The sequence below is a fragment of the Streptomyces sp. NPDC020192 genome, from assembly GCF_044388685.1.
GTDB lineage: Bacteria > Actinomycetota > Actinomycetes > Streptomycetales > Streptomycetaceae > Streptomyces.
In genome coordinates, this window is sequence record NZ_JBIRXG010000027.1 from 1 (window position 1) to 19,789 (window position 19,789).

Consider the following 19,789-nt stretch of genomic DNA (forward strand, 5'->3'; position numbering starts at 1 on the left):
CCTTGGTTTACTTTTTTGGCACTGCCCCACCCCCGGGGCGTGTCCTCCCCCCCCCCCGCCCCTTACCGGGGGGGGGGCGGCCCCCCCCCCCCCGGGGGGGGGGGCCCCGCCCGCCACCGTCAACCGTCGTGTTTCGGCGACCGGTCACCGCCCGGCGACCGGTCGCTCAGTCCCAGACCTCCCGGTGGGCGTGGCCACCGCCCACGAGGGCCTCGATCGCGTCCACCGCGCTGCCGTCGTGGTCGCTGCCGGCCGTGCCTCTGCCGGTCTGGACGTTGGCCGTGCGGTCGACCTCGAGCCAGGAGTCGGCGTGGGAGTTGTCGATCACGGTGATCAGGCCGCCGGACGCGGCCGCGGGTGCCGCGCCGGCGCCGAGCACCGCGGCGGCGAGGGCCGCGGCCCTGCCGAGCCGGGACACGGCACCGTTCACACGCCCACGCCCTCGGGAGCGAGCCGCTCCCGGGCGATGTTGCGCTCCAGCAGGCTGGTGGAGGCCTTCACGCCGACGCCGCTCGCGGGGTCGACCTCGGGCAGCCGGCCGTCGGCGGCCTTCAGGTCGGCGAGCGCGGAGTCCATCGCCTCGTGCGCGGCGAACAGACACGGCGTGCTGTAGATGGCGACGTCGACGCCGAGGCCTGACAGTTCGCCGAGGGAGAGGCGGGGGGACTTGCCGCCGGCGATCTGGTTGAACAGCAGCGGCTTGTCGCCCGCGACCTCGCGGATGCGCTTGATCCACTCGACGCTGCGCACCCCGTCGACGAGCACGACGTCGGCGTCGGTGGCGGCCAGCCGCTCGGCGCGGCGCAGGATGTCCTGCTCGTCCGTGGCGTCCGTCCGGGCGACGACGACCAGGTCCTCACGGGTCTCGAGGACCTGGTCCAGCTTCTCCAGGTACTCCTCCAGCGGCAGCACCTGCTTGCCGTCGGCGTGCCCGCAGCGACGGGGCCGTTTCTGGTCCTCCAGGATCACGCCGGAGGCACCGATGCGCTCCAGCCCCTCGACGACGTGACAGGCGACGTCGGGGTCGACGTACCCGTCGTCGATGTCGACCAGCAGGTGGTGGTGCGGGAACGCGCCCCGCAGCCGTTGGACGAAGGCCACCATGTCGGGCCAGGCGATGAAACCGATGTCCGGCAGCCCGTAGTACGAGGCCGCGAATCCGAAGCCCGAGACGAACATGCCGTCGTAGTGCCTGGCCGCGATCGACGCCGAGTACATGTCGTACACGCCGATCAGCGGTGTCGTCCCGGGCCCGGCGATGCGTTCGCGCAGCTGTTTGCCGTAAGTCAAGGTCCGGCTCCTCCGGTGGGTGGGTGACGCGGAGCGATCGGGCTGTACACCCCGATGCCCTTTACCAAAACAAGAGCATCTCTAGATACTCACGTGACTATCCGCGTACGCGACCTTTACTCACCCCAATGGTGGAACCGGTTCACCGCAGAAACGTCACTGGAGGCGCCCGGGCCCGGTCCAACTTCCTTGCGGCGTGCGGCCCGTGACCGTAGCCTCGCCGGGCATGAACGCCGTTCCCCCGTTCCTGGACCACCTCGTCCTCGCCACGCCGGATCTGGCCGCGACCGTCGCCGACTTCACCCGGCGCACCGGGGTGACGCCCGCGCCCGGCGGTGTGCACCTGGGCCTCGGCACCCGCAACCATCTGGTGGGGCTGGGCGGCCGCAGCTATCTGGAGATCCTCGGCCCCGATCCGGAGCAGCCGGAGCCGGCCGGGCCGCGACCGTTCGGCGTCGACCGGCTGACCGGGCCGCGCACGCTGACCTGGGCGATCAGCCCGCCCGACCTGGACACGGCGATCACGACGGCCCGCGCGCGGGGTTACGACCCCGGGCCCGTCCGTCCGATGAGCCGCCGCACCCCCGACGGCACCGAGCTGCGCTGGCGGCTGACCGACGGCGACAGCGGGCACCCTTCCGGTCTGGTGCCGTTCCTGATCGACTGGGGCGACTCCCCCCACCCGACGGCCTCGGACCTGCCGGTCACCCCGCTCCTGGAGATGACCGCGACGGCACCCGACCCGGAGCAGCTGAGCGGAGCCCTGTCGGCCCTGAACACCGGCCTGCCCCTCACCCCGGGCCCGCCGGCCCTCTCCTTCACCGTGGACACGCCGAACGGACCGGTCACCTTCGGCTGAGGCAGGAGGGAGTGAGTGGCCGATTCGTTCAAGACCGGCCCGCCGCCGCCCTCCTACGGTGGCTCCATGACTGCACCGCGATTCGCCGTGATCGGCGTGGTGGCCTCCGATCTGGCCGCCTCGCTCGCCTTCTACCGCCGCCTCGGGCTGGTCTTCCCCGACGGCGCCGAGGAACAGCCGCATGTCGAGGCCGAGCTGCCCGGCGGGCTGGTGCTCGCGCTGGACACCGAGGAGACCATCCGCTCCTTCCACCCCGGCTGGCGGGTGCCCGCGGGCGGCGGGCGCGTCGGGCTCGCCTTCCGCTGCGGCTCGCCCGCCGAGGTCGACGCCCTGTACGAGGATCTCGTGGGCGCCGGGTACCACGGGGAGCTGAAGCCGTGGGACGCCTTCTGGGGGCAGCGGTACGCCACCGTGCACGACCCGGACGGCAACGGCGTCGACCTGTTCGCCCCGCTACCCGCCGCCGAGTAGCTCCCCGAGCGGCACACCGGCCAGCTCCCGTACGTCACGGGCGAGATGGGGCTGGTCCGCATAACCCGCGCGGATCGCCGTCTCGGCGTACGGCAGGCCGGCGCGGGCCAGCGCCAGCGCGCGTCGCAGACGCAGGATGCGGGCGAGGGTCTTGGGGCCGTAGCCGAACGCGTGCAGGCTGCGGCGGTGCAGGGTGCGGGCGGCGATACCGAGTTCGGCGGCCGCCCCGGACACCGGGCAGCCCTGGTCCAGGCGCTCCACCAGCCGGTACAGCAGCGGGTCGGGGGCGGCCACCCGCGCTGCCGTGTCCAGGGCGATGTCCTCCAGCGCCGTCGCCGGGTCGGCCGCCGCCTCGATCCGGCCGCACAGCCGGCGGACCCGGGCGGCGGGCCACAGGTCGGCCAACTCCACGCGCAGATCGCGCAGTTCGTACGCGGGTACGCCGAGCAGGGCGGGCGCGGTGCCGGGGAAGAAGCGGATGCCCGCCCAGGAACGCTCCGGGCCCTCGGGGGCGTAGGAGCGGGTGTCGGGGCCCGCGACCAGCAGCCGGCCCTCGCTCCACAGCAGGTCCATGCAGCCGTCGGGCAACACGGCCCGGCCACCGGCCCCGGTCGGGGTGTTCGTCCACACGACGGCACCGGTCAGCCGGGACGCCCGCTCCGCGTACACGAGGCTCAGCCTACGTCGCGCCGGCGGCATCGGGGGGCGCTGGGGCGGAGGCCGGAGGCACGTGTGGAGGTGCCCCCGCGGTCGGCGTGTCCGGTGTCAGCGGTGGCCGCTGCCGTCAGGTCGAGCGGGGGCTCCTGCAGCAGGCGCGGCGCGCGCCCGACGACGGGTACCAGGCGGGCGCCGCCGCCTCAGGCGGAGAAGGAGGCGGCCGTAGATCTCGCCGCGCATCCGGCAGGTGCCGATCAGCATCACCGTGGCGGCCTCGGGTTCCGCTCACTGGCCCTGCGGGGGCGCCTTACCCCCCTCTCCCTTGTGCATGGGGTCCCCGTTGCCGTTGTGGGCGTGGGGGTGGTGGTGCGGGTGCTTGGCGTGGGTGCGGAGGCGGGCCGTGACGTCCTCCGGGGGCAGGAAGCGGGACCAGCGCTCGGGGAACTCGGACGGCATGTCCGGGTCGTCGGGGTCGGTGTCGCGGGCCGTTGCCGCCCAGGCGACGTATTCCGCGACCTGCGCCTCACGCAGCCGCTCGTTCGCCTCGCGGGCGGCGGCCGTGGCGGCGGCGGGCCAGACCCGGTCGATGGCCGCGTTCACGGCCGCGCCGACGAGGACGGCGAAGGCCGACACGCCGATCCACAGCAGTACGGCCACGGAGGCGGCGAGGGAGCCGTAGATCGTGGCGCCCTCGATCGTGTGCACCAGGTAGATCCGCAGGAGGAAGCTGCCCAGGACCCACATGCCCAGGGCGACCAGGGCGCCGGGGACGTCCTCGATCCACGGGGAGCGGACCGGCACGGACACGTGGTACAGGGTCGTCAGGAAGGCGATGGACAGGACCATGACGACCGGCCAGTACAGGACCTGCACCAATGTCTCCGACCAGGGCACCACCCGTACCACCGCGTCCGGCCCCGCCACCATCAGCGGCAGCGCCACCGAGCCGATCAGCAGTGCCACGATGAAGAGAACGAACGACATCATCCGGGTCTTCACGATGCCCCGGACGCCGTCGAGGCCGTACATGACGGTAATGGTGTCGATGAAGACGTTCACCGCGCGCGACCCGGACCACAGGGCGAAGACGAATCCGAGGGAGATGACGTCCGGCCGGCCCCGCATCACGTCGCGCAGGATCGGCTGGGTGATCTCCCGCACCCCCTTGTCGGACAGAACCGTCCGCGAGGCGTCGAGGATGTTGGTCTCGAGGCTCCTGATGGTGTGGGCGCCGGTCCAGGTGTCGACGTAGGCGAGCAGCCCGATGAGGCAGAGCAGCAGCGGCGGCACGGACAGCAGCGTGAAGAACGCCGCCTCGGCCGCCAGGCCGAGGATGCGGTACTCCATGCAGGAGTTGACGGTGTCCTTGAGCAGCAGCCAGGCGGTCCTGCGCTTGGAGACGTTCCGGTAGAGGGCTCTGGCCCGGTGGAGGCGACCGGCGGGCCGCGCGGGGGGTTCACTTGCTGGCTGCACGACCCAACGGTATCCGCAGCACCGGACCGACCTCACCTTCCGGGGCTGATGAGCGGGTCCGGCGCCCAGGTGCGCGCCGCTGTGCCACGCTGGAGGCCGGCACCCTCACCAGTCCGGGCAGGTTCGCGATCATGGCAGGCATCTCCACCCACACCGTGACGAACCAGCCGCCCCCGCTGGCCGGCTACGACCTCTTCACCGCCGACCGGGCCCTCGTGGAGGCCGTCGAGCGGTACACCTACCCGGGCGTGCTGGACGAGGTGCGCGCCGAGCTGTCCGTGCTGGGCCGCGCCTCGGGCTCGGCGCAGGTGCAGGAGTGGGGGGCGCGGGCGAACGAGAACCCGCCCCGGCTGCGCACCCACGACCGCTACGGCCACCGGATCGACGAGGTCGCCTTCGACCCGGCCTGGCACCGGCTGCTGGGCAAGGGGGTCGGGGCGGGGCTGACCGGCGCCTGGACGCGGCCCGCCGGGCATGTGCGCCGCGCGGCCGGGTTCCTGGTCTGGACCCAGGTCGAGGCCGGCAACTGCTGCCCGCTGTCGATGACCCACGCGGCCGTGCCCGCACTGCGGACCGACCCGGAGCTGGCCGCCGAGTGGGAGCCGCGGCTGACCTCCACGGTGTACGACCCCGAGCTGCGGCCCGCCGCACAGAAACCCGGCGCCCTCTTCGGCATGGCCATGACGGAGAAGCAGGGCGGCAGCGACGTACGGGCGAACACGACCGAGGCCCGCCCGCTCGCCGAGGCCGGGACGTACACGCTGACCGGGCACAAGTGGTTCTGCTCGGCGCCGATGTCCGACGGCTTCCTGGTGCTGGCCCAGGCCCCGGGAGGCCTGACCTGCTTCCTGGTCCCGCGGGTCCTCGCCGACGGCACCCGTAACGTGTTCCTGCTCCAGCGCCTGAAGGACAAGCTGGGCAACCGGTCCAACGCCTCCGCCGAGGTCGAGTTCGACGGGACCTGGGCGCGCCGGGTCGGCGAGGAGGGGCGCGGGGTGCCGGCCATCATCGGAATGGTCGCGGCGACCCGGCTGGACTGCGCGCTCGGCTCGGCGGGCCTGATGCGGCAGGCGGTGGCACAGGCCGTGCACCACTGCGCGTACCGGGAGGCGTTCGGCGGAAGGCTGATCGACAAGCCGCTGATGCGCAACGTGCTCGCCGACCTCGCGCTGGAGTCCGAGGCCGCGACCGCGCTCGCGCTGCGGCTGGCGGCCGCCTACGACGACGGCGGCGAGCGGGAGCGCGCGTTCCTGCGGCTCGCGGTGCCGGCCGCCAAGTACTGGATCACCAAGCGCTGTGCGCCCGTCGCGGTGGAGGCCGCGGAGTGCCTCGGCGGAAACGGTTACGTCGAGGAGTCCGGGCTGCCCCGGCTGGTACGGGAGTCGCCGCTCAACTCCGTCTGGGAGGGCGCCGGAAACGTCCAGGCACTGGACGTGCTCCGGGCGCTGCAACGGGAGCCGGGCGCGCTGGACGCCTGCCTGACCGAGATCGGCCGGGCGCACGGCGCGGACCACCGCCTGGACCGGGCGGTGAAGGACCTCTTCACCGAACTCGCCGACCTGGACGGCATCGAGGGCCGCGCCCGCCGCCTGGTCGAACGCCTCACCCTGGTCCTCCAGGGCTCCCTCCTGGTCCGCCACGCCCCGCCGGAGGTGGCCGACGCCTTCTGCGCCTCCCGCCTGGGCGGCGACCACGGAGCGAACTTCGGCACCCTGCCGAAGGGCCTGGATCTGCGAGCGCTTGTGGACCGAGCCCGACCGGCTTGACCAACCCTCGGGCGGGGTGGTGCTGCGCCGACACGGCACCACCCCGGGGCGTCAAGTCTCGGCCACTTCGAATAAGTTCACCAGGGTTGCAAGGGGTTGCAACTTGTCGGCCCACGTGTGCGGATTGTCTGCCTCCGCCCGGCCCGAAACGGCAGTATGTGTGGCACAGCCGGACCGGAAACCGCCGCCGGTACGGCTTGACAAGCATGTTCGACGCCCTTGTGCGGGCCCTTTCCGGGAGGACCCTGTGGTGAACCCGCCGATGAACGTGGCGCGCCTGGCCGCCGTGGACGCGGCGCAGGCGGCGCGGGTACTGAGTGAGGTGCGCGAGGCCACGCTCGCCGGTCACCGTGCGCGGATCGCGCCGCGGCCGGTGATCGAGCAGTCCTGGGGGCGCATGCTGCGCAGCGGCGTGGACCCCGACCACGACTTCAGATCGGGGCTGCTGCCGTCGGACGAGGTACGGCGCCGGCGTGAGGAGTCACCGCTGCGGCACGTCCTGCCGGTGCTGCGCGAGGGTCTGCTTTCGGTCGCCGACGTCGCCCAGCACATCATGGTCGTCGCGGACGCCGACGGCCGGGTGCTGTGGCGGGAGGGGGCCACGCACGTGCTGCGCAAGGCCGACGGTCTCGGTTTTGAACTCGGCGCGGACTGGCGGGAAGACGTCGTCGGCACCAACGGGGTGGGCACCCCGGCGGTCGTACGGCGGCCCGTGCAGGTCTTCGCCGGCGAGCACTTCGTCCGCTCGCACCTGTCGTGGACCTGTACGGGCGCGCCGATCACCGATCCCCGGGACGGCCGGCTGATCGGCGTGGTGGATGTCAGCGGCCCGCTGGAGACGATGCATCCGGCGACGCTGGCCTGGGTGGACGCGGTGGCGAAGCTGGCGGAGGCGCGCCTGCGGGAGCTGCATCTGGAGTCGCTGGAGCGGCTGCGGTCGGTGGCGGCGCCGGTGCTGGCCCGGCTGGACGGGCGGGCGCTGGTGGTGGACCGGGACGGCTGGTCGGCGGCGGTGTCCGGGATGCCGTACCTACGGCGCGTCGCGCTGCCCAAGTCGCTCTCGCCGGGCCTGCGGTGGCTGCCGTCGCTGGGGTCGTGCGCGGTGGAGCCACTGGCCGGGGGCTGGTTGCTGCGGGCCGTGGAGGAACCGGCGGGCACGGCCGCGCGGATCGTGCTGGATCTGACGCGGACCGGGCGCAGCACGCTGACGGTGACCGGTGCCGCGGGTTCCTGGTCGCGTGAACTCAGTCCCCGGCACGCGGAGTTGATCTTCCTACTCGCCGAGCACCGCTCCGGCCGGGGTGCGGCCGCGCTGGCCGGAGATCTGTTCGGGGATCCCTCACGCACGGTGACGGTACGAGCAGAGTTGTCGCGGATCCGGCGGTATCTCGGGGAAGTTCTGCAGCACCGGCCGTATCGTTTCCGCGAGGACGCCGAGCTCGAGGTGCTGCTTCCCGACGACCCCCGTGACCTGCTGCCTTCCTCCATGGCACCGGCGATCGCCCGCTGCCGGACGGCTCCCGAAGACACCGGGCCCCTCGCGCCCTGAGCGGTGACTTCGGCACAAGTGCGGGGTATTCGCCCTGCGCGGGCCGTTACTGCCGTAGCATCCCTTCAGGGCCTCCCCGGCTTCCCACGCGTCAACATGCGGACCAGCAGGCGCAGTTGGCCCACCCCGGGCCGGCTCGGTGGCGAAGGAGCCCTGGAAGAGGGGACGAGATGAAGCATCGCGGCAGACACCGGCGGCGCAGACGGGGTGCCGTGCTGCGCGCGGTCCTGGCCGGGACCGCGCTGGCGCTCACCGCGACCGCCACCCTGATCAGCGCGTCCCAGGCCAATGTCACCGACAGTCCCGGTGCGCTCAAGTCCCTCTCGTCCCCGGCGGACACCGCCCGGCTGCGGCTCCAGGAGCAGCTGGTCCCCGCGCGCACGCTGGACCGGCTGTCCGCGGCGATGGGCACCCCGGTCGGCGTGGACGACGTACTGGCGAGCGCCGACCGTGACATGAGCCAGGCCGCCGACTGCTCCTCGGCCGACCGCGCGTCCCTGCCCGTCGCCCCGTCCGCCGACCGCGCCTACTGCTGGGATCCGGCGGACGCCGGCGCCACGGACTGGCGGCCGGCGTCGGTGACCACCTCCGGGGACGCCGACGACGACGGCGTCTGGGGCACGCACCGGGTGGTCCTCGCCGGCTGGACCCACAGCGCCGCCACCGGCCGCGCCGCCGAGCGGGGGCTCGCCCGGGTCGCCTTCGTGAACGCCGACGACCCCGCCCGCCTCACCTACCGCTGGGTGCTGCTGGTGCTGCCGGTGCGGGGCGGCCAGGACTACCAGGGGCTGGCTTCCGGGATCTCCGGCATGGTCTGGTACCAGAACAAGCTGCTGGTCACCGCCAAGGCCGGCGGCGCCGACGCGCTCTATGTCTACGACCTCGACCGCATCCAGCGCACCACGGTCGACGGGCCCGCGATCGGGCGGGTGCCCGGCGGCTGGTCCGCGGACGGCTATCGGTACGTGATGCCCGCGGTCGGCTCCTACCGCTTCGCGGCCGGCCGCTGCTCCCCCACCGGCCCGCCCTGCCCCGGCGCCCTCGCCCTGGACCGGAGCACCGTGCCCGACAGCCTGGTGGCGGCGGAGTGGACCGCGCCCGGCGGCGGCCGTACGGCCCGGCTGTGGCGGTATGCGTTCAGTACGGACCCCGAGCACGGCGGACTGCTCGCCACGGACACCTGGGGACTCGCCCGGGCGGTGGAGGCGTACCGGACCCGGGCGGCCGGAATCCGGGGCGTGCTGTCGTACCGGCAGCCCGGTGCCGACCATCCGTCCTGGTATGTGGGACACCTGCCCGGTTCGCGGGACGGACACGGCGGGCTGTGGCAGCAGGACGTCACGGGCGCGAAGTCGGCCCACTGCGGCGCGGACGCCTCGCACCGCTGCTGGGCCGAGGAGTCGGGCTCCCTGTCGTACTGGCAGGAGACCGGCGAGGTGTGGTCGCTCTCCGACCGGATGCTGTTCTCACTGCCGCTGGCCGAGCTGGACCACTCGCTGGACTGAGCCGGTCCGGGGTCGCACCGGGGTGACCCGGTCGATCGACAGAGCGGGCGGCGGGATGATTCCCTGGCCCGCATGAGCAGCGTCCCTGTCACCACCTGGTACCTGGAGCAGACCTCCCCGGCCGACCTCCTGCCCACCGAGGCGCCCGAGGGCGACGTGCGGATCGTCCGCGCGGAGGTCCCCTCCCCCGAGTTCAGCCGCTTCCTGTACGCCTCGGTCGGCGGCGACATCCGCTGGACGGACCGGCTCGACTGGCCGTACACACGGTGGCAGGAGCATCTGGAGCGGCCCGGCGTGGAGACCTGGGTCGCCTACGACCGGGGCACTCCGGCCGGTTATGTCGAGCTGGATCCGCAGGACGAGGGCGCGGTGGAGATCGTCTACTTCGGGCTGGTCCCCGCCTTCCGTGGCCGGCGCATCGGCGGGCACCTGCTGTCGTACGGTACGGCGCGCGCCTGGGACCTGGCCGAGCGGTGCCCCGAGCGCACGCCGACGAAGCGGGTGTGGCTGCACACGTGCAGCATGGACGGCGAGTTCGCCATGGACAACTACCAGCGGCGCGGCTTCAAGCTGTTCGACACCAAGGTCGGGCTGGAGCCCGACGTTGCGGCCCCGGGGCCGTGGCCCGGCGCATACCCGGCCTGACCTGCCGGGACAAGCCCTCCGGCAGAGCATGTGAGCGACGACACCCTTGTTCCACATTTCGGGACAAGGATGTCCGCATGATGGATAAAGCTGGACTGTGTCCAGATCGCCGTGACACGCTTCCGCCATGTCTGGAACTGGAATTGCCTTGGTGAGTCGGCGGCACGTCGACCTCGGCCGCATGTCCAGCGCCATCTGTCCGGCGAGCTGAGCCCACCAGCACCGCCGCACCTCCCCGTACCTGATTCCTGCCGCGCAACGATGCGCACCCATGCCGGTATGCGCTTGTATGCACAGGTCAGAGCCGCTTTCCGCCTGTCCCGAAGGACGTAGAACCATGGCCGCCAGTCCACAGAACCCCGCCGCCTCCGCGCCCCGCCGCAAGGTGAGTCGTCACCGCGGTGAGGGTCAGTGGGCCGCGGGGCACTTCACCCCGCTCAACGGCAACGAGCAGTTCAAGAAGGATGACGACGGTCTCAATGTGCGGACACGCATTGAGACGGTCTACTCCAAGCGCGGTTTCGACTCGATCGACCCCAACGACCTGCGCGGGCGGATGCGCTGGTGGGGGCTGTACACCCAGCGCAAGCCCGGTATCGACGGCGGCAAGACCGCGGTCCTGGAGCCGGAGGAGCTGGACGACGAGTACTTCATGCTGCGCGTGCGCATCGACGGCGGTGCGTTGACCACACAGCAGCTGCGGGTGATCGGCGAGATCTCGCAGGAGTTCGCGCGCGGCACCGCGGACATCACCGACCGGCAGAACGTCCAGTACCACTGGATCCGGATCGAGGACGTGCCCGAGATCTGGGAGCGGCTGGAGGGCGTGGGCCTGTCCACCACCGAGGCCTGCGGTGACACGCCCCGCGTGATCCTCGGCTCCCCGGTCGCCGGTATCGCCGCGGACGAGATCATCGACGGCACCCCGGCCGTCGAGGAGATCCACCGCCGGATCGTCGGCAACCCGGCCTTCTCGAACCTGCCCCGCAAGTTCAAGTCCGCGGTCTCCGGCTCACCGCTGCTGGACGTGGCGCACGAGATCAACGACGTCGCGTTCGTCGGCGTGGTCCACCCCGAGCACGGCCCCGGCTTCGACCTGTGGGTCGGCGGCGGCCTGTCCACCAACCCGAAGATCGGTGTGCGGCTCGGCGCCTGGGTGCCGCTGGACGAGGTCCCGGACGTCTACGAGGGCGTCATCTCGATCTTCCGCGACTACGGCTACCGGCGCCTTCGTACGAGGGCTCGCCTGAAGTTCCTGGTCGCCGACTGGGGTGCGGAGAAGTTCCGGCAGGTGCTGGAGGACGAGTACCTGAAGCGCGAGCTGGTCGACGGTCCGGCGCCCGCGCAGCCCGTGGAGCGCTGGCGCGACCACGTCGGTGTGCACCGGCAGCAGGACGGGCGGTTCTACGTCGGGTTCGCGCCGCGCGTCGGCCGGGTCGACGGAACCCTGCTGGCCAAGATCGCCGACCTCGCCGAGGCGCACGGCTCGGGCCGGGTCCGCACCACCGTCGAGCAGAAGATGATCGTGCTGGACATCGAGGAGGCGCAGGTCGAGTCCCTGGTGGCCGGTCTTGAGGCCCTGGACCTGAGCGTCAATCCGTCGCCTTTCCGGCGCGGCACGATGGCCTGCACCGGCATCGAGTTCTGCAAGCTCGCCATCGTGGAGACGAAGGCGCGCGGCATCTCGCTGATCGACGAACTCGAGCGCCGCCTGCCGGAGTTCGACGAGCCGCTCACCATCAACATCAACGGCTGCCCGAACGCCTGCGCCCGTATCCAGGTCGCGGACATCGGTCTCAAGGGCCAGCTGGTCCTGAACGACCAGGGGGAGCAGGTCGAGGGCTTCCAGGTGCACCTCGGCGGCGCGCTCGGCCTGGAGGCGGGCTTCGGCCGCAAGGTGCGCGGTCTGAAGGTGACGTCGGACGAGCTGCCCGACTACATCGAGCGGGTGCTGAAGCGCTTCCAGGCCGAACGTGAGGACGGCGAGCGGTTCGCCACGTGGGCCGCCCGAGCCTCTGAGGAGGCCCTGTCGTGAGCGAGCGGGCCGCGCCTTTCTACTGCCCCTACTGCGGCGACGAGGACCTGCGTCCGCACGAGCAGAGTCACGGCGCCTGGGAATGCGCGGCGTGCAACCGCGCATTCCAGCTGAAGTTCCTCGGGCTGCTCGCCCGGGGGCTGCAGCGAGCCGACAACGGAGGGGACGAGCGAATATGACGACCGCTCAGGAAGAGCGTACGACCGAGGAGTTGAAGACGCTCGCCGAGCAGGCGGGCCGGGAGCTGGAGGACGCGTCCGCGCTGGAGATCCTCCAGTGGGCCGTCGACACCTTCGGCACCAGGTTCTGCGTCACCTCCTCCATGGAGGACGCCGTCGTCGCCCATCTCGCCTCGCGCGTGCTGAAGGGCGTCGACGTCGTCTTCCTCGACACCGGCTACCACTTCCCGGAGACCATCGGCACCCGCGACGCCGTCGCCGCTGTGATGGACGTCAACGTCATCACGCTCACGCCGAAGCAGACGGTCGCCGAGCAGGACGCGCAGTACGGCCCGAAGCTGCACGACCGCGACCCCGACCTGTGCTGCGCGCTGCGCAAGGTCAAGCCGCTGGAAGAGGGCCTGAAGGGCTACCAGGCGTGGGCGACCGGCCTGCGCCGCGACGAGTCCCCGACCCGGGCGAACACCCCGGTCGTCGGCTGGGACGAGAAGCGGCAGAAGGTCAAGGTGTCCCCGATCGCCCGCTGGACGCAGGACGACGTGGACGCCTACGTCGCCGAGCACGGTGTCCTGACCAACCCCTTGCTGATGGACGGCTACGCCTCCGTCGGCTGCGCCCCGTGCACCCGCCGGGTCCTCGAGGGCGAGGACGCGCGCGCCGGCCGCTGGGCGGGCCGCGCCAAGACCGAGTGCGGGCTGCACGGATGACGACGAACACAGCCGCTCACACGGCGGCCACAGCTCCGGCTGCCACCGCTGTGCCGGATGCGGACAACGCGACCCAGGAGAACCACGTGACGACCGGAGCCACCGTCTGGCTCACGGGTCTGCCGAGCGCCGGCAAGACCACCATCGCGTACGAGCTGGCCGGCCGGCTGCGTGCCGAGGGCCACCGCGTCGAGGTGCTCGACGGCGACGAGATCCGCGAGTTCATCTCGGCGGGCCTCGGCTTTTCCCGCGAGGACCGGCACACCAACGTGCAGCGCATCGGTTTCGTCGCCGAACTGCTCGCCCGTAACGGCGTCAAGGCGCTGGTGCCGGTGATCGCGCCGTACGCCGACAGCCGGGAGGCCGTGCGCGGGCGGCACACGGAGAACGGCACGCCGTACCTGGAGATCCATGTGGCGACCCCGGTCGAGGTGTGCAGCGTGCGCGATGTGAAGGGGCTGTACGCCAAGCAGGCCGCGGGCGAGCTGACGGGCCTGACGGGGGTCGACGACCCGTACGAGCAGCCCGAGACCCCGGATCTGCGGATCGAGTCGCAGAACCAGACCGTGCAGGAGTCGGCCGCGTCGGTGTACGCCCTGCTGAGCGAGAGGGGACTGGCATGACGACCGTGGCGAAGGTCGAGGACGGTACGGACAGTCCGTACGCGCTCTCCCACCTGGACTCCCTCGAGTCCGAGGCCGTGCACATCTTCCGCGAGGTGGCGGGCGAGTTCGAGAACCCGGTGATCCTGTTCTCCGGCGGCAAGGACTCCATCGTCATGCTGCACCTGGCGCTGAAGGCGTTCGCGCCGGCCGCGGTGCCGTTCTCGCTGCTCCATGTGGACACGGGACACAACTTCCCCGAGGTTCTTGAGTACCGGGACCGTGTGGTGGCCGCCCATGGGCTGCGCCTCCATGTGGCCTCCGTCCAGGACTACATCGACCGCGGTGTGCTCAAGGAACGTCCCGACGGCACCCGTAACCCGCTGCAGACGCTGCCGCTGACGGAGAAGATCCAGAGCGAGAGGTTCGACGCGGTCTTCGGCGGCGGCCGCCGGGACGAGGAGAAGGCCCGCGCCAAGGAGCGGGTGTTCTCGCTGCGCGACGAGTTCTCCCAGTGGGACCCGCGCCGGCAGCGCCCCGAGCTGTGGAACCTGTACAACGGCCGGCACGCGCCCGGCGAGCACGTCCGGGTCTTCCCGCTGTCCAACTGGACCGAGCTGGACGTGTGGCAGTACATCGAGCGGGAGAAGATCGAGCTGCCGCAGATCTACTTCGCGCACGAGCGCGAGGTGTTCCAGCGCTCCGGGATGTGGCTGACCGCCGGCGAGTGGGGCGGCCCGAAGGACGGCGAGAGTGTCGAGAAGCGGCTCGTGCGCTACCGGACCGTCGGCGACATGTCCTGCACGGGCGCCGTCGACTCCGACGCGACCACGCTGGACGCCGTGATCGCCGAGATCGCCGCCTCCCGGCTCACCGAGCGGGGCGCGACCCGCGCCGACGACAAGCTGTCCGAGGCCGCGATGGAAGACCGCAAGCGCGAGGGGTACTTCTAGCCATGAGCACGACCACGACCGAGGCACTCTCGGCCACCACCCTGCTGCGGTTCGCCACCGCCGGTTCCGTCGACGACGGCAAGTCCACGCTCGTCGGACGGCTGCTGCACGACTCCAAGTCGGTCCTCGCCGACCAGCTGGAGGCCGTGGAGCGGGCGTCCGCCAGCCGCGGCCAGGACGCCCCCGACCTCGCGCTGCTCACCGACGGCCTGCGCGCCGAGCGGGAGCAGGGCATCACGATCGACGTGGCCTACCGCTACTTCGCCACGCCCCGGCGCCGCTTCATCCTCGCCGACACGCCCGGCCATGTGCAGTACACCCGCAACATGGTGACGGGTGCCTCCACGGCCGAGCTGACCGTGATCCTGGTCGACGCCCGCAACGGCGTGGTCGAGCAGACCCGGCGGCACGCGGCCATCGCCGCCCTGCTGCGCGTCCCGCACGTGGTCCTCGCGGTCAACAAGATGGACCTCGTCGGCTACGAGGAGAAGGTGTTCGCCGCGATCGCCGAGGAGTTCACGGCGTACGCGACCGAGCTGGGCGTCCCCGAGGTCACCGCCATCCCGATCTCGGCGCTCGCCGGTGACAACGTGGTGGAGCCGTCCGCGAACATGGTCTGGTACGGCGGCCCGACCGTGCTGGAGCACCTGGAGACCGTGCCGGTCAGCCACGACCTGGCGCACTGCCACGCCCGGCTGCCCGTGCAGTACGTGATCCGGCCGCAGACCGCCGAGCACCCGGACTACCGGGGCTACGCGGGCCAGATCGCGGCCGGTACCTTCCGGGTCGGCGAGGGGGTCACGATCCTGCCGTCCGGCCGGACCACGAAGATCTCCGGCATCGACCTGCTGGGCGAGCCCGTCGGCGTGGCGTGGACGACGCAGTCGGTGACGATCCTGCTCGAGGACGACGTCGACGTCTCGCGCGGCGATCTGATCGTGCCGACGAAGGACGCTCCGCCCACCACCCAGGACGTGGAGGCGACCGTCTGCCATGTGGCCGACGAGCCGCTGCGGGTCGGGCACCGGGTGCTGCTCAAGCACGGCACCCGCACGGTCAAGGCCATCGTGAAGGACATCCCGTCCCGGCTGACGCTGGACGACCTGTCCCTGCACCCGCACCCGGGACAGCTCGCCGCCAACGACATCGGCCGGGTGAAGATCCGTACCGCCGAGCCGCTGCCGGTGGACTCCTACGCCGACTCGCGCCGCACCGGCTCCTTCATCCTGATCGACCCGTCCGACGGCACCACGCTCACCGCGGGCATGGTCGGCGAGTCGTTCGCGTCCCCGGAGCCGGTCAAGGACGAGGCCGACGACGACGGTTGGGACTTCTGACCATGAACTCCCCCGATTTCTACTCGACGTTCGCGAAGGAGGGCGGCCGCGTCGGAAGCGGCGCCCTCGGCAGCGGGCAGGGCGGAGTGGCCCGATGTGTGCGCTGACGTACGCGCACCGCTCGCGCGCCCTCACCCCCCACCGCCGTAGACGAAGACCTGCCGACCTCCCGGCCACGACCTGAAAGACCGTGACCGCCGGGCCACCGAGAGGAACACCTCCCGTGCCTGCCATCCGCTCCACGCTCGTCCGTCGCGGGATCGCCGCGATCGCCGCACTTCCGCTGCTCACTCTGGCCGCCTGCGGCTACGGCTCCGACGCCAAGAAGGACGACTCCGCCAAGATCGTCGCCGGGGCCCAGAAGATCGATGGGCTCGACTCGGTGAAGATCGGCTACTTCGGCAATCTGACGCACGCCACCGCGCTGGTCGCCAACCAGAAGGGCTTCTTCCAGAAGCAGCTGGGCGCCACCAAGGCCACGTACCAGGTCTTCAACGCGGGCCCGTCCGAGATCGAGGCCCTCAACTCCGGCTCCATCGACATCGGCTGGATCGGCCCCTCCCCCTCGATCAACGGCTACACCAAGTCCGACGGCAAGAGCCTCAGGATCATCGGCGGTTCGGCGTCCGGCGGGGTGAAGCTGGTCGTGAACCCGAAGAAGATCACGTCCCTCCAGGACGTCAAGGGCAAGAAGATCGCGACCCCGCAGCTGGGCAACACCCAGGACGTGGCGTTCCTCAACTGGATCGCCTCGCAGGGCTGGAAGGTCGACGCGCAGAGCGGCAAGGGCGATGTGTCGGTCGTCCGCACCGACAACAAGGTGACCCCGGACGCGTTCAAGTCCGGCTCCATCGACGGCGCGTGGGTGCCGGAGCCGACCGCCTCGAAGCTGGTCGCCGAGGGCGGCAAGGTGCTGCTGGACGAGGCGTCGCTGTGGCCGGACAAGAAGTTCGTGATCACGAACATCATCGTGCGGCAGGCCTTCCTGAAGGAGCACCCGAAGGCGGTCGAGGCGGTGCTGAAGGCCTCGGTCGAGACCAACAAGTGGATCAACGCCAACCCGGACCAGGCGAAGGCGGCGGCGAACAAGCAGCTCGAGGCGGACTCCGGCAAGGCGCTCTCGGCGAAGGTCCTCGACCCGGCGTGGAAGTCGATCCAGTTCACCGACGACCCGCTGGCCGCCACGCTGGACACCGAGGCGCAGCACGCGGTCAAGGCCGGTCTGCTGGACAAGCCGAAGCTCGACGGCATCTATGACCTCACCCTGCTGAACCAGATCCTCAAGGCCGCGGGCGAGCCCGCTGTCAGCGACGCCGGTCTCGGCGTCAAGTAACCCCCGTAGCCGATGAGTTCCCAGGAGGTGACGACCATGGCCACGACCTTCGCCAAGGCCGCCGAGTCCGTAGAGCACGCGGCGCGCATCGAGCACGTCTCGAAGTCATATCCGAACCCCGGCGGGCAGCAGCTCGTCCTGGACGACATCAGTCTCGATGTCGCGCCGGGCGAGTTCGTCACCCTCCTGGGGGCCTCGGGCTGCGGCAAGTCGACTCTGCTGAACCTGGTGGCGGGGCTCGACAAGCCCTCCGCCGGCAGCATCACGACCAACGGGCGGCCGGCCCTGATGTTCCAGGAGCACGCCCTGTTCCCGTGGCTGACCGCGGGCAAGAACATCGAACTCGCCCTGAAACTCCGGGGCGTCGCCAAGAACGAGCGGCGTGAGCGGGCCGAGCGGCTGCTCGAACTCGTCCGGCTGCAGGGCGCGTACGGCAAGCGGGTGCACGAGCTGTCCGGCGGTATGCGCCAGCGCGTGGCCATGGCCCGCGCGCTCGCCCAGGACAGCCAGCTGCTGCTGATGGACGAGCCGTTCGCCGCGCTGGACGCGATCACCCGTGACCTGCTGCACGACGAACTGACCCGGATCTGGGCGGAGACGGGCCTGTCGGTGCTGTTCGTCACGCACAACGTGCGCGAGGCGGTGCGGCTCGCCCAGCGGGTCGTACTGCTGTCGTCCCGGCCGGGCCGGATCGCGCGCGAGTGGCACGTGGACATCCCGCAGCCGCGGCGCATCGAGGACGCGCCGGTCGCCGAACTGTCCCTCGAGATCACCGAAGTACTGCGTGGGGAGATCCGCCGCCATGGCCAGCACTGAGACGAAGACCGCCACGGACGCGGGAAGCGTCGAGGCGGGCCTGGACGCCCTGGAGACCGCCGTCACCGCCCGGACCTCGTTCCGGCAGACCTTCACCGGCAAGATCCTGCCCCCGCTGGTCGCCACGGTCGTGGTGCTGGCGGTGTGGCAGGCGCTGATCTCCTTCAAGATCGTCACCGATCCGACGAAGCTGCCGTCGCCTGCCGACGTGGCGGGCGAGTTCAAGCAGGCCTGGCTGCAGGGCACGCTGCTCGACTACATCTGGACGTCCGTCTCGCGCGGTCTGCTGGGCTTCCTGTTCGCGCTGGCCATCGGCACCCCGCTGGGGCTGCTGGTGGCCCGGGTGAAGTTCCTGCGCGCGGCCATCGGACCGGTGCTGTCCGGTCTGCAGTCGCTGCCGTCGGTGGCGTGGGTGCCGCCCGCGGTGATCTGGCTGGGCCTGAACAACTCGATGATGTACGCGGTGATCCTGCTCGGCGCGGTGCCGTCCATCGCCAACGGTCTGGTGTCCGGCATCGACCAGGTGCCGCCGCTGTTCCTGCGGGCGGGCCGCACGATGGGCGCGACCGGGCTGAAGGGCGCCTGGCACATCGTGCTGCCGGCCGCGCTGCCGGGCTATCTGGCCGGGCTGAAGCAGGGCTGGGCGTTCTCCTGGCGTTCGCTGATGGCCGCGGAGATCATCGCGTCCTCCCCCGACCTGGGCATCGGTCTGGGCGCGCTGCTGGAGAACGGCCGCAACGCCAGCTCCATGTCCATGGTGTTCGAGGCGATCTTCCTGATCCTGTTCGTCGGCATCGCGATCGACCTGCTGATCTTCAGCCCGCTGGAGCGGTGGGTGCTGCGCAGCCGCGGTCTGCTGGTGAAGGGCTGACCATGCGCGCCCCGGTCCTTCTCGTCATCGCCCACGGCAGCCGCGATCCGCGGCACGCGGCGACCGTGCACGCCCTCGTGGAGCGGGTACGGTCGCTGCGGCCGGGGCTGCGCGTGGAGACCGGGTTCCTGGACTTCAACGTCCCGTCGGTACATGGAGTGTTGGAGTCGCTGGCGGCGGAAGGCGTGCGGGACGTGGTCGCCCTGCCGCTGCTGCTGACGCGCGCGTTCCATGCCAAGGCCGACATCCCCGCCGTACTGCGGGACGCCCCGCCGCGGCTGCGGATCCGGCAGGCGGACGTGCTCGGCCCGTCGCCGCTGCTGCTGGACGCGCTGGAGCGGCGACTGTACGAGGCGGGGCTGACGCCCGCCGACAAGTCCTCGACCGGGGTCGTGCTGGCCTCGGCGGGGTCCTCCGACCCGGAGGCGATCGAGGGAATCGCCGATATCGCGCGGGAGTGGTGGCACACCGGTTGGTGCGCCGTGCGGCCTGCGTTCGCCTCCGCGTCCCTTCCGCGCACCGAGGACGCCGTGGCCGAGCTGCGCGCCCTCGGCTGTGAGCGGGTCGCCGTCGCGCCGTACGTCCTGGCCCCCGGCTTTCTGCCGGACCGCATCGCGCGGGGCGCGGCCGGGGCGGACGTACGGGCGGACGTGCTGGGTCCGGCGCCGGAGGTGGCGCGGGTGCTGCTGGAGCGCTACGACGCGGCCCGCCGGCCGGCGCTGGCGGCGCTGGGCGCCTGAG

21 protein-coding genes are annotated in these 19,789 nt (G+C 71.6%); 17 read left to right on the forward strand and 4 right to left on the reverse strand.

The window, feature by feature from the left end; translation table 11 throughout:
- Nucleotides 1–166 precede the first annotated feature (166 nt).
- Nucleotides 167–430, reverse strand: coding sequence for a hypothetical protein (locus tag ACH47Z_RS36835; protein WP_399081691.1), 264 nt, complete (start codon nt 428–430; stop codon nt 167–169).
- Nucleotides 427–1,290 (reverse strand): oxaloacetate decarboxylase, encoded by an 864-nt coding sequence (locus tag ACH47Z_RS36840; RefSeq protein ID WP_399081692.1) that lies wholly within the window; start codon nt 1,288–1,290, stop codon nt 427–429. Before ACH47Z_RS36840 ends, ACH47Z_RS36835 begins: the two co-directional genes overlap by 4 nt.
- Before the next feature lie 226 nt (nt 1,291–1,516).
- Here ACH47Z_RS36840 and ACH47Z_RS36845 point away from each other — a divergent pair, with 226 nt between their 5' ends.
- Together ACH47Z_RS36845 and ACH47Z_RS36850 are read left to right on the forward strand one after the other, a co-directional pair.
- Complete coding sequence (locus ACH47Z_RS36845; RefSeq protein WP_399081694.1) at nt 1,517–2,149, forward strand: VOC family protein; 633 nt, start codon at nt 1,517–1,519, stop codon at nt 2,147–2,149.
- A gap of 66 nt (nt 2,150–2,215) precedes the next feature.
- Nucleotides 2,216–2,620: a VOC family protein gene (locus tag ACH47Z_RS36850; protein ID WP_399081696.1), complete on the forward strand. Its 405-nt coding sequence runs from the start codon at nt 2,216–2,218 to the stop codon at nt 2,618–2,620.
- Here the strand turns inward: ACH47Z_RS36850 and ACH47Z_RS36855 are convergent.
- Nucleotides 2,603–3,289: a helix-turn-helix domain-containing protein gene (locus ACH47Z_RS36855; protein ID WP_399081698.1), complete on the reverse strand. Its 687-nt coding sequence runs from the start codon at nt 3,287–3,289 to the stop codon at nt 2,603–2,605. The two genes, ACH47Z_RS36850 and ACH47Z_RS36855, sit on opposite strands and share 18 nt — an antisense overlap.
- 273 nt (nt 3,290–3,562) lie before the next feature.
- Nucleotides 3,563–4,750 carry a YihY/virulence factor BrkB family protein gene (locus ACH47Z_RS36860; protein ID WP_399081700.1) on the reverse strand — a complete coding sequence of 396 codons (1,188 nt, stop codon included), beginning with the start codon at nt 4,748–4,750 and terminating at the stop codon, nt 3,563–3,565.
- Nucleotides 4,751–4,881: 131 nt separating this feature from the next.
- Here ACH47Z_RS36860 and ACH47Z_RS36865 point away from each other — a divergent pair, with 131 nt between their 5' ends.
- The 15 genes from ACH47Z_RS36865 (at nt 4,882) to ACH47Z_RS36935 (ending at nt 19,788) form a co-directional block, all read left to right on the forward strand.
- Nucleotides 4,882–6,516, forward strand: coding sequence for an acyl-CoA dehydrogenase family protein (locus ACH47Z_RS36865; RefSeq protein ID WP_399081702.1), 1,635 nt, complete (start codon nt 4,882–4,884; stop codon nt 6,514–6,516).
- A 262-nt stretch (nt 6,517–6,778) separates the two neighbouring features.
- Nucleotides 6,779–8,065: a GAF domain-containing protein gene (locus ACH47Z_RS36870; protein WP_399081704.1), complete on the forward strand. Its 1,287-nt coding sequence runs from the start codon at nt 6,779–6,781 to the stop codon at nt 8,063–8,065.
- 170 nt (nt 8,066–8,235) lie between these two features.
- Nucleotides 8,236–9,570 carry a hypothetical protein gene (locus ACH47Z_RS36875; protein WP_399081706.1) on the forward strand — a complete coding sequence of 445 codons (1,335 nt, stop codon included), beginning with the start codon at nt 8,236–8,238 and terminating at the stop codon, nt 9,568–9,570.
- A gap of 72 nt (nt 9,571–9,642) precedes the next feature.
- On the forward strand, nt 9,643–10,215 hold the full coding sequence (locus ACH47Z_RS36880; protein ID WP_399081708.1) for a GNAT family N-acetyltransferase: 573 nt from the start codon (nt 9,643–9,645) through the stop codon (nt 10,213–10,215).
- A 127-nt stretch (nt 10,216–10,342) separates the two neighbouring features.
- Complete coding sequence (locus tag ACH47Z_RS36885) at nt 10,343–10,426, forward strand: putative leader peptide (RefSeq protein WP_309486338.1); 84 nt, start codon at nt 10,343–10,345, stop codon at nt 10,424–10,426.
- A 126-nt stretch (nt 10,427–10,552) separates the two neighbouring features.
- The gene (locus ACH47Z_RS36890) at nt 10,553–12,250 is read left to right on the forward strand and encodes a nitrite/sulfite reductase (RefSeq protein WP_399081710.1); all 1,698 of its coding nucleotides are present in this window, start codon (nt 10,553–10,555) and stop codon (nt 12,248–12,250) included.
- Nucleotides 12,247–12,429: a hypothetical protein gene (locus ACH47Z_RS36895; RefSeq protein WP_399081712.1), complete on the forward strand. Its 183-nt coding sequence runs from the start codon at nt 12,247–12,249 to the stop codon at nt 12,427–12,429. The genes ACH47Z_RS36890 and ACH47Z_RS36895 overlap by 4 nt, the downstream gene beginning before the upstream one ends.
- Nucleotides 12,426–13,136, forward strand: coding sequence for a phosphoadenylyl-sulfate reductase (locus tag ACH47Z_RS36900; RefSeq protein WP_399081714.1), 711 nt, complete (start codon nt 12,426–12,428; stop codon nt 13,134–13,136). Before ACH47Z_RS36895 ends, ACH47Z_RS36900 begins: the two co-directional genes overlap by 4 nt.
- Before the next feature lie 86 nt (nt 13,137–13,222).
- A complete protein-coding gene (cysC, locus tag ACH47Z_RS36905) occupies nt 13,223–13,759 on the forward strand; it encodes an adenylyl-sulfate kinase (RefSeq protein WP_399081716.1) in 537 nt (178 codons plus the stop codon).
- On the forward strand, nt 13,756–14,691 hold the full coding sequence (gene cysD / locus ACH47Z_RS36910; protein WP_399081718.1) for a sulfate adenylyltransferase subunit CysD: 936 nt from the start codon (nt 13,756–13,758) through the stop codon (nt 14,689–14,691). The genes cysC and cysD overlap by 4 nt, the downstream gene beginning before the upstream one ends.
- A 2-nt stretch (nt 14,692–14,693) precedes the next feature.
- Nucleotides 14,694–16,028, forward strand: coding sequence for a sulfate adenylyltransferase subunit 1 (locus ACH47Z_RS36915; protein WP_399081720.1), 1,335 nt, complete (start codon nt 14,694–14,696; stop codon nt 16,026–16,028).
- 223 nt (nt 16,029–16,251) lie between these two features.
- A complete protein-coding gene (locus ACH47Z_RS36920; RefSeq protein ID WP_399081722.1) occupies nt 16,252–17,361 on the forward strand; it encodes an aliphatic sulfonate ABC transporter substrate-binding protein in 1,110 nt (369 codons plus the stop codon).
- 12 nt (nt 17,362–17,373) lie between these two features.
- Nucleotides 17,374–18,177, forward strand: coding sequence for an ABC transporter ATP-binding protein (locus tag ACH47Z_RS36925; RefSeq protein ID WP_399081724.1), 804 nt, complete (start codon nt 17,374–17,376; stop codon nt 18,175–18,177).
- Entirely contained in the window at nt 18,164–19,048 is an 885-nt protein-coding gene (locus tag ACH47Z_RS36930; protein WP_399081726.1) for an ABC transporter permease, read from the forward strand. The genes ACH47Z_RS36925 and ACH47Z_RS36930 overlap by 14 nt, the downstream gene beginning before the upstream one ends.
- Before the next feature lie 2 nt (nt 19,049–19,050).
- Nucleotides 19,051–19,788: a sirohydrochlorin chelatase gene (locus tag ACH47Z_RS36935; RefSeq protein ID WP_399081727.1), complete on the forward strand. Its 738-nt coding sequence runs from the start codon at nt 19,051–19,053 to the stop codon at nt 19,786–19,788.
- The last annotated feature ends 1 nt before the right edge of the window (nt 19,789 follow it).

Excerpts from the sequence above, each read along its gene's own strand:
- ACH47Z_RS36845 (WP_399081694.1), top strand. The coding sequence starts at position 1,517 with ATGAACGCCGTTCCCCCGTTCCTGGACCACCTCGTCCTCGCCACGCCG.
- ACH47Z_RS36850 (WP_399081696.1), top strand. The coding sequence starts at position 2,216 with ATGACTGCACCGCGATTCGCCGTGATCGGCGTGGTGGCCTCCGATCTG.
- ACH47Z_RS36865 (WP_399081702.1), top strand. The coding sequence starts at position 4,882 with ATGGCAGGCATCTCCACCCACACCGTGACGAACCAGCCGCCCCCGCTG.
- ACH47Z_RS36870 (WP_399081704.1), top strand. The coding sequence starts at position 6,779 with ATGAACGTGGCGCGCCTGGCCGCCGTGGACGCGGCGCAGGCGGCGCGG.
- ACH47Z_RS36875 (WP_399081706.1), top strand. The coding sequence starts at position 8,236 with ATGAAGCATCGCGGCAGACACCGGCGGCGCAGACGGGGTGCCGTGCTG.
- ACH47Z_RS36880 (WP_399081708.1), top strand. The coding sequence starts at position 9,643 with ATGAGCAGCGTCCCTGTCACCACCTGGTACCTGGAGCAGACCTCCCCG.
- ACH47Z_RS36885 (WP_309486338.1), top strand. The coding sequence starts at position 10,343 with ATGTCTGGAACTGGAATTGCCTTGGTGAGTCGGCGGCACGTCGACCTC.
- ACH47Z_RS36890 (WP_399081710.1), top strand. The coding sequence starts at position 10,553 with ATGGCCGCCAGTCCACAGAACCCCGCCGCCTCCGCGCCCCGCCGCAAG.
- ACH47Z_RS36900 (WP_399081714.1), top strand. The coding sequence starts at position 12,426 with ATGACGACCGCTCAGGAAGAGCGTACGACCGAGGAGTTGAAGACGCTC.
- cysD (WP_399081718.1), top strand. The coding sequence starts at position 13,756 with ATGACGACCGTGGCGAAGGTCGAGGACGGTACGGACAGTCCGTACGCG.
- ACH47Z_RS36915 (WP_399081720.1), top strand. The coding sequence starts at position 14,694 with ATGAGCACGACCACGACCGAGGCACTCTCGGCCACCACCCTGCTGCGG.
- ACH47Z_RS36925 (WP_399081724.1), top strand. The coding sequence starts at position 17,374 with ATGAGTTCCCAGGAGGTGACGACCATGGCCACGACCTTCGCCAAGGCC.
- ACH47Z_RS36930 (WP_399081726.1), top strand. The coding sequence starts at position 18,164 with ATGGCCAGCACTGAGACGAAGACCGCCACGGACGCGGGAAGCGTCGAG.
- ACH47Z_RS36935 (WP_399081727.1), top strand. The coding sequence starts at position 19,051 with ATGCGCGCCCCGGTCCTTCTCGTCATCGCCCACGGCAGCCGCGATCCG.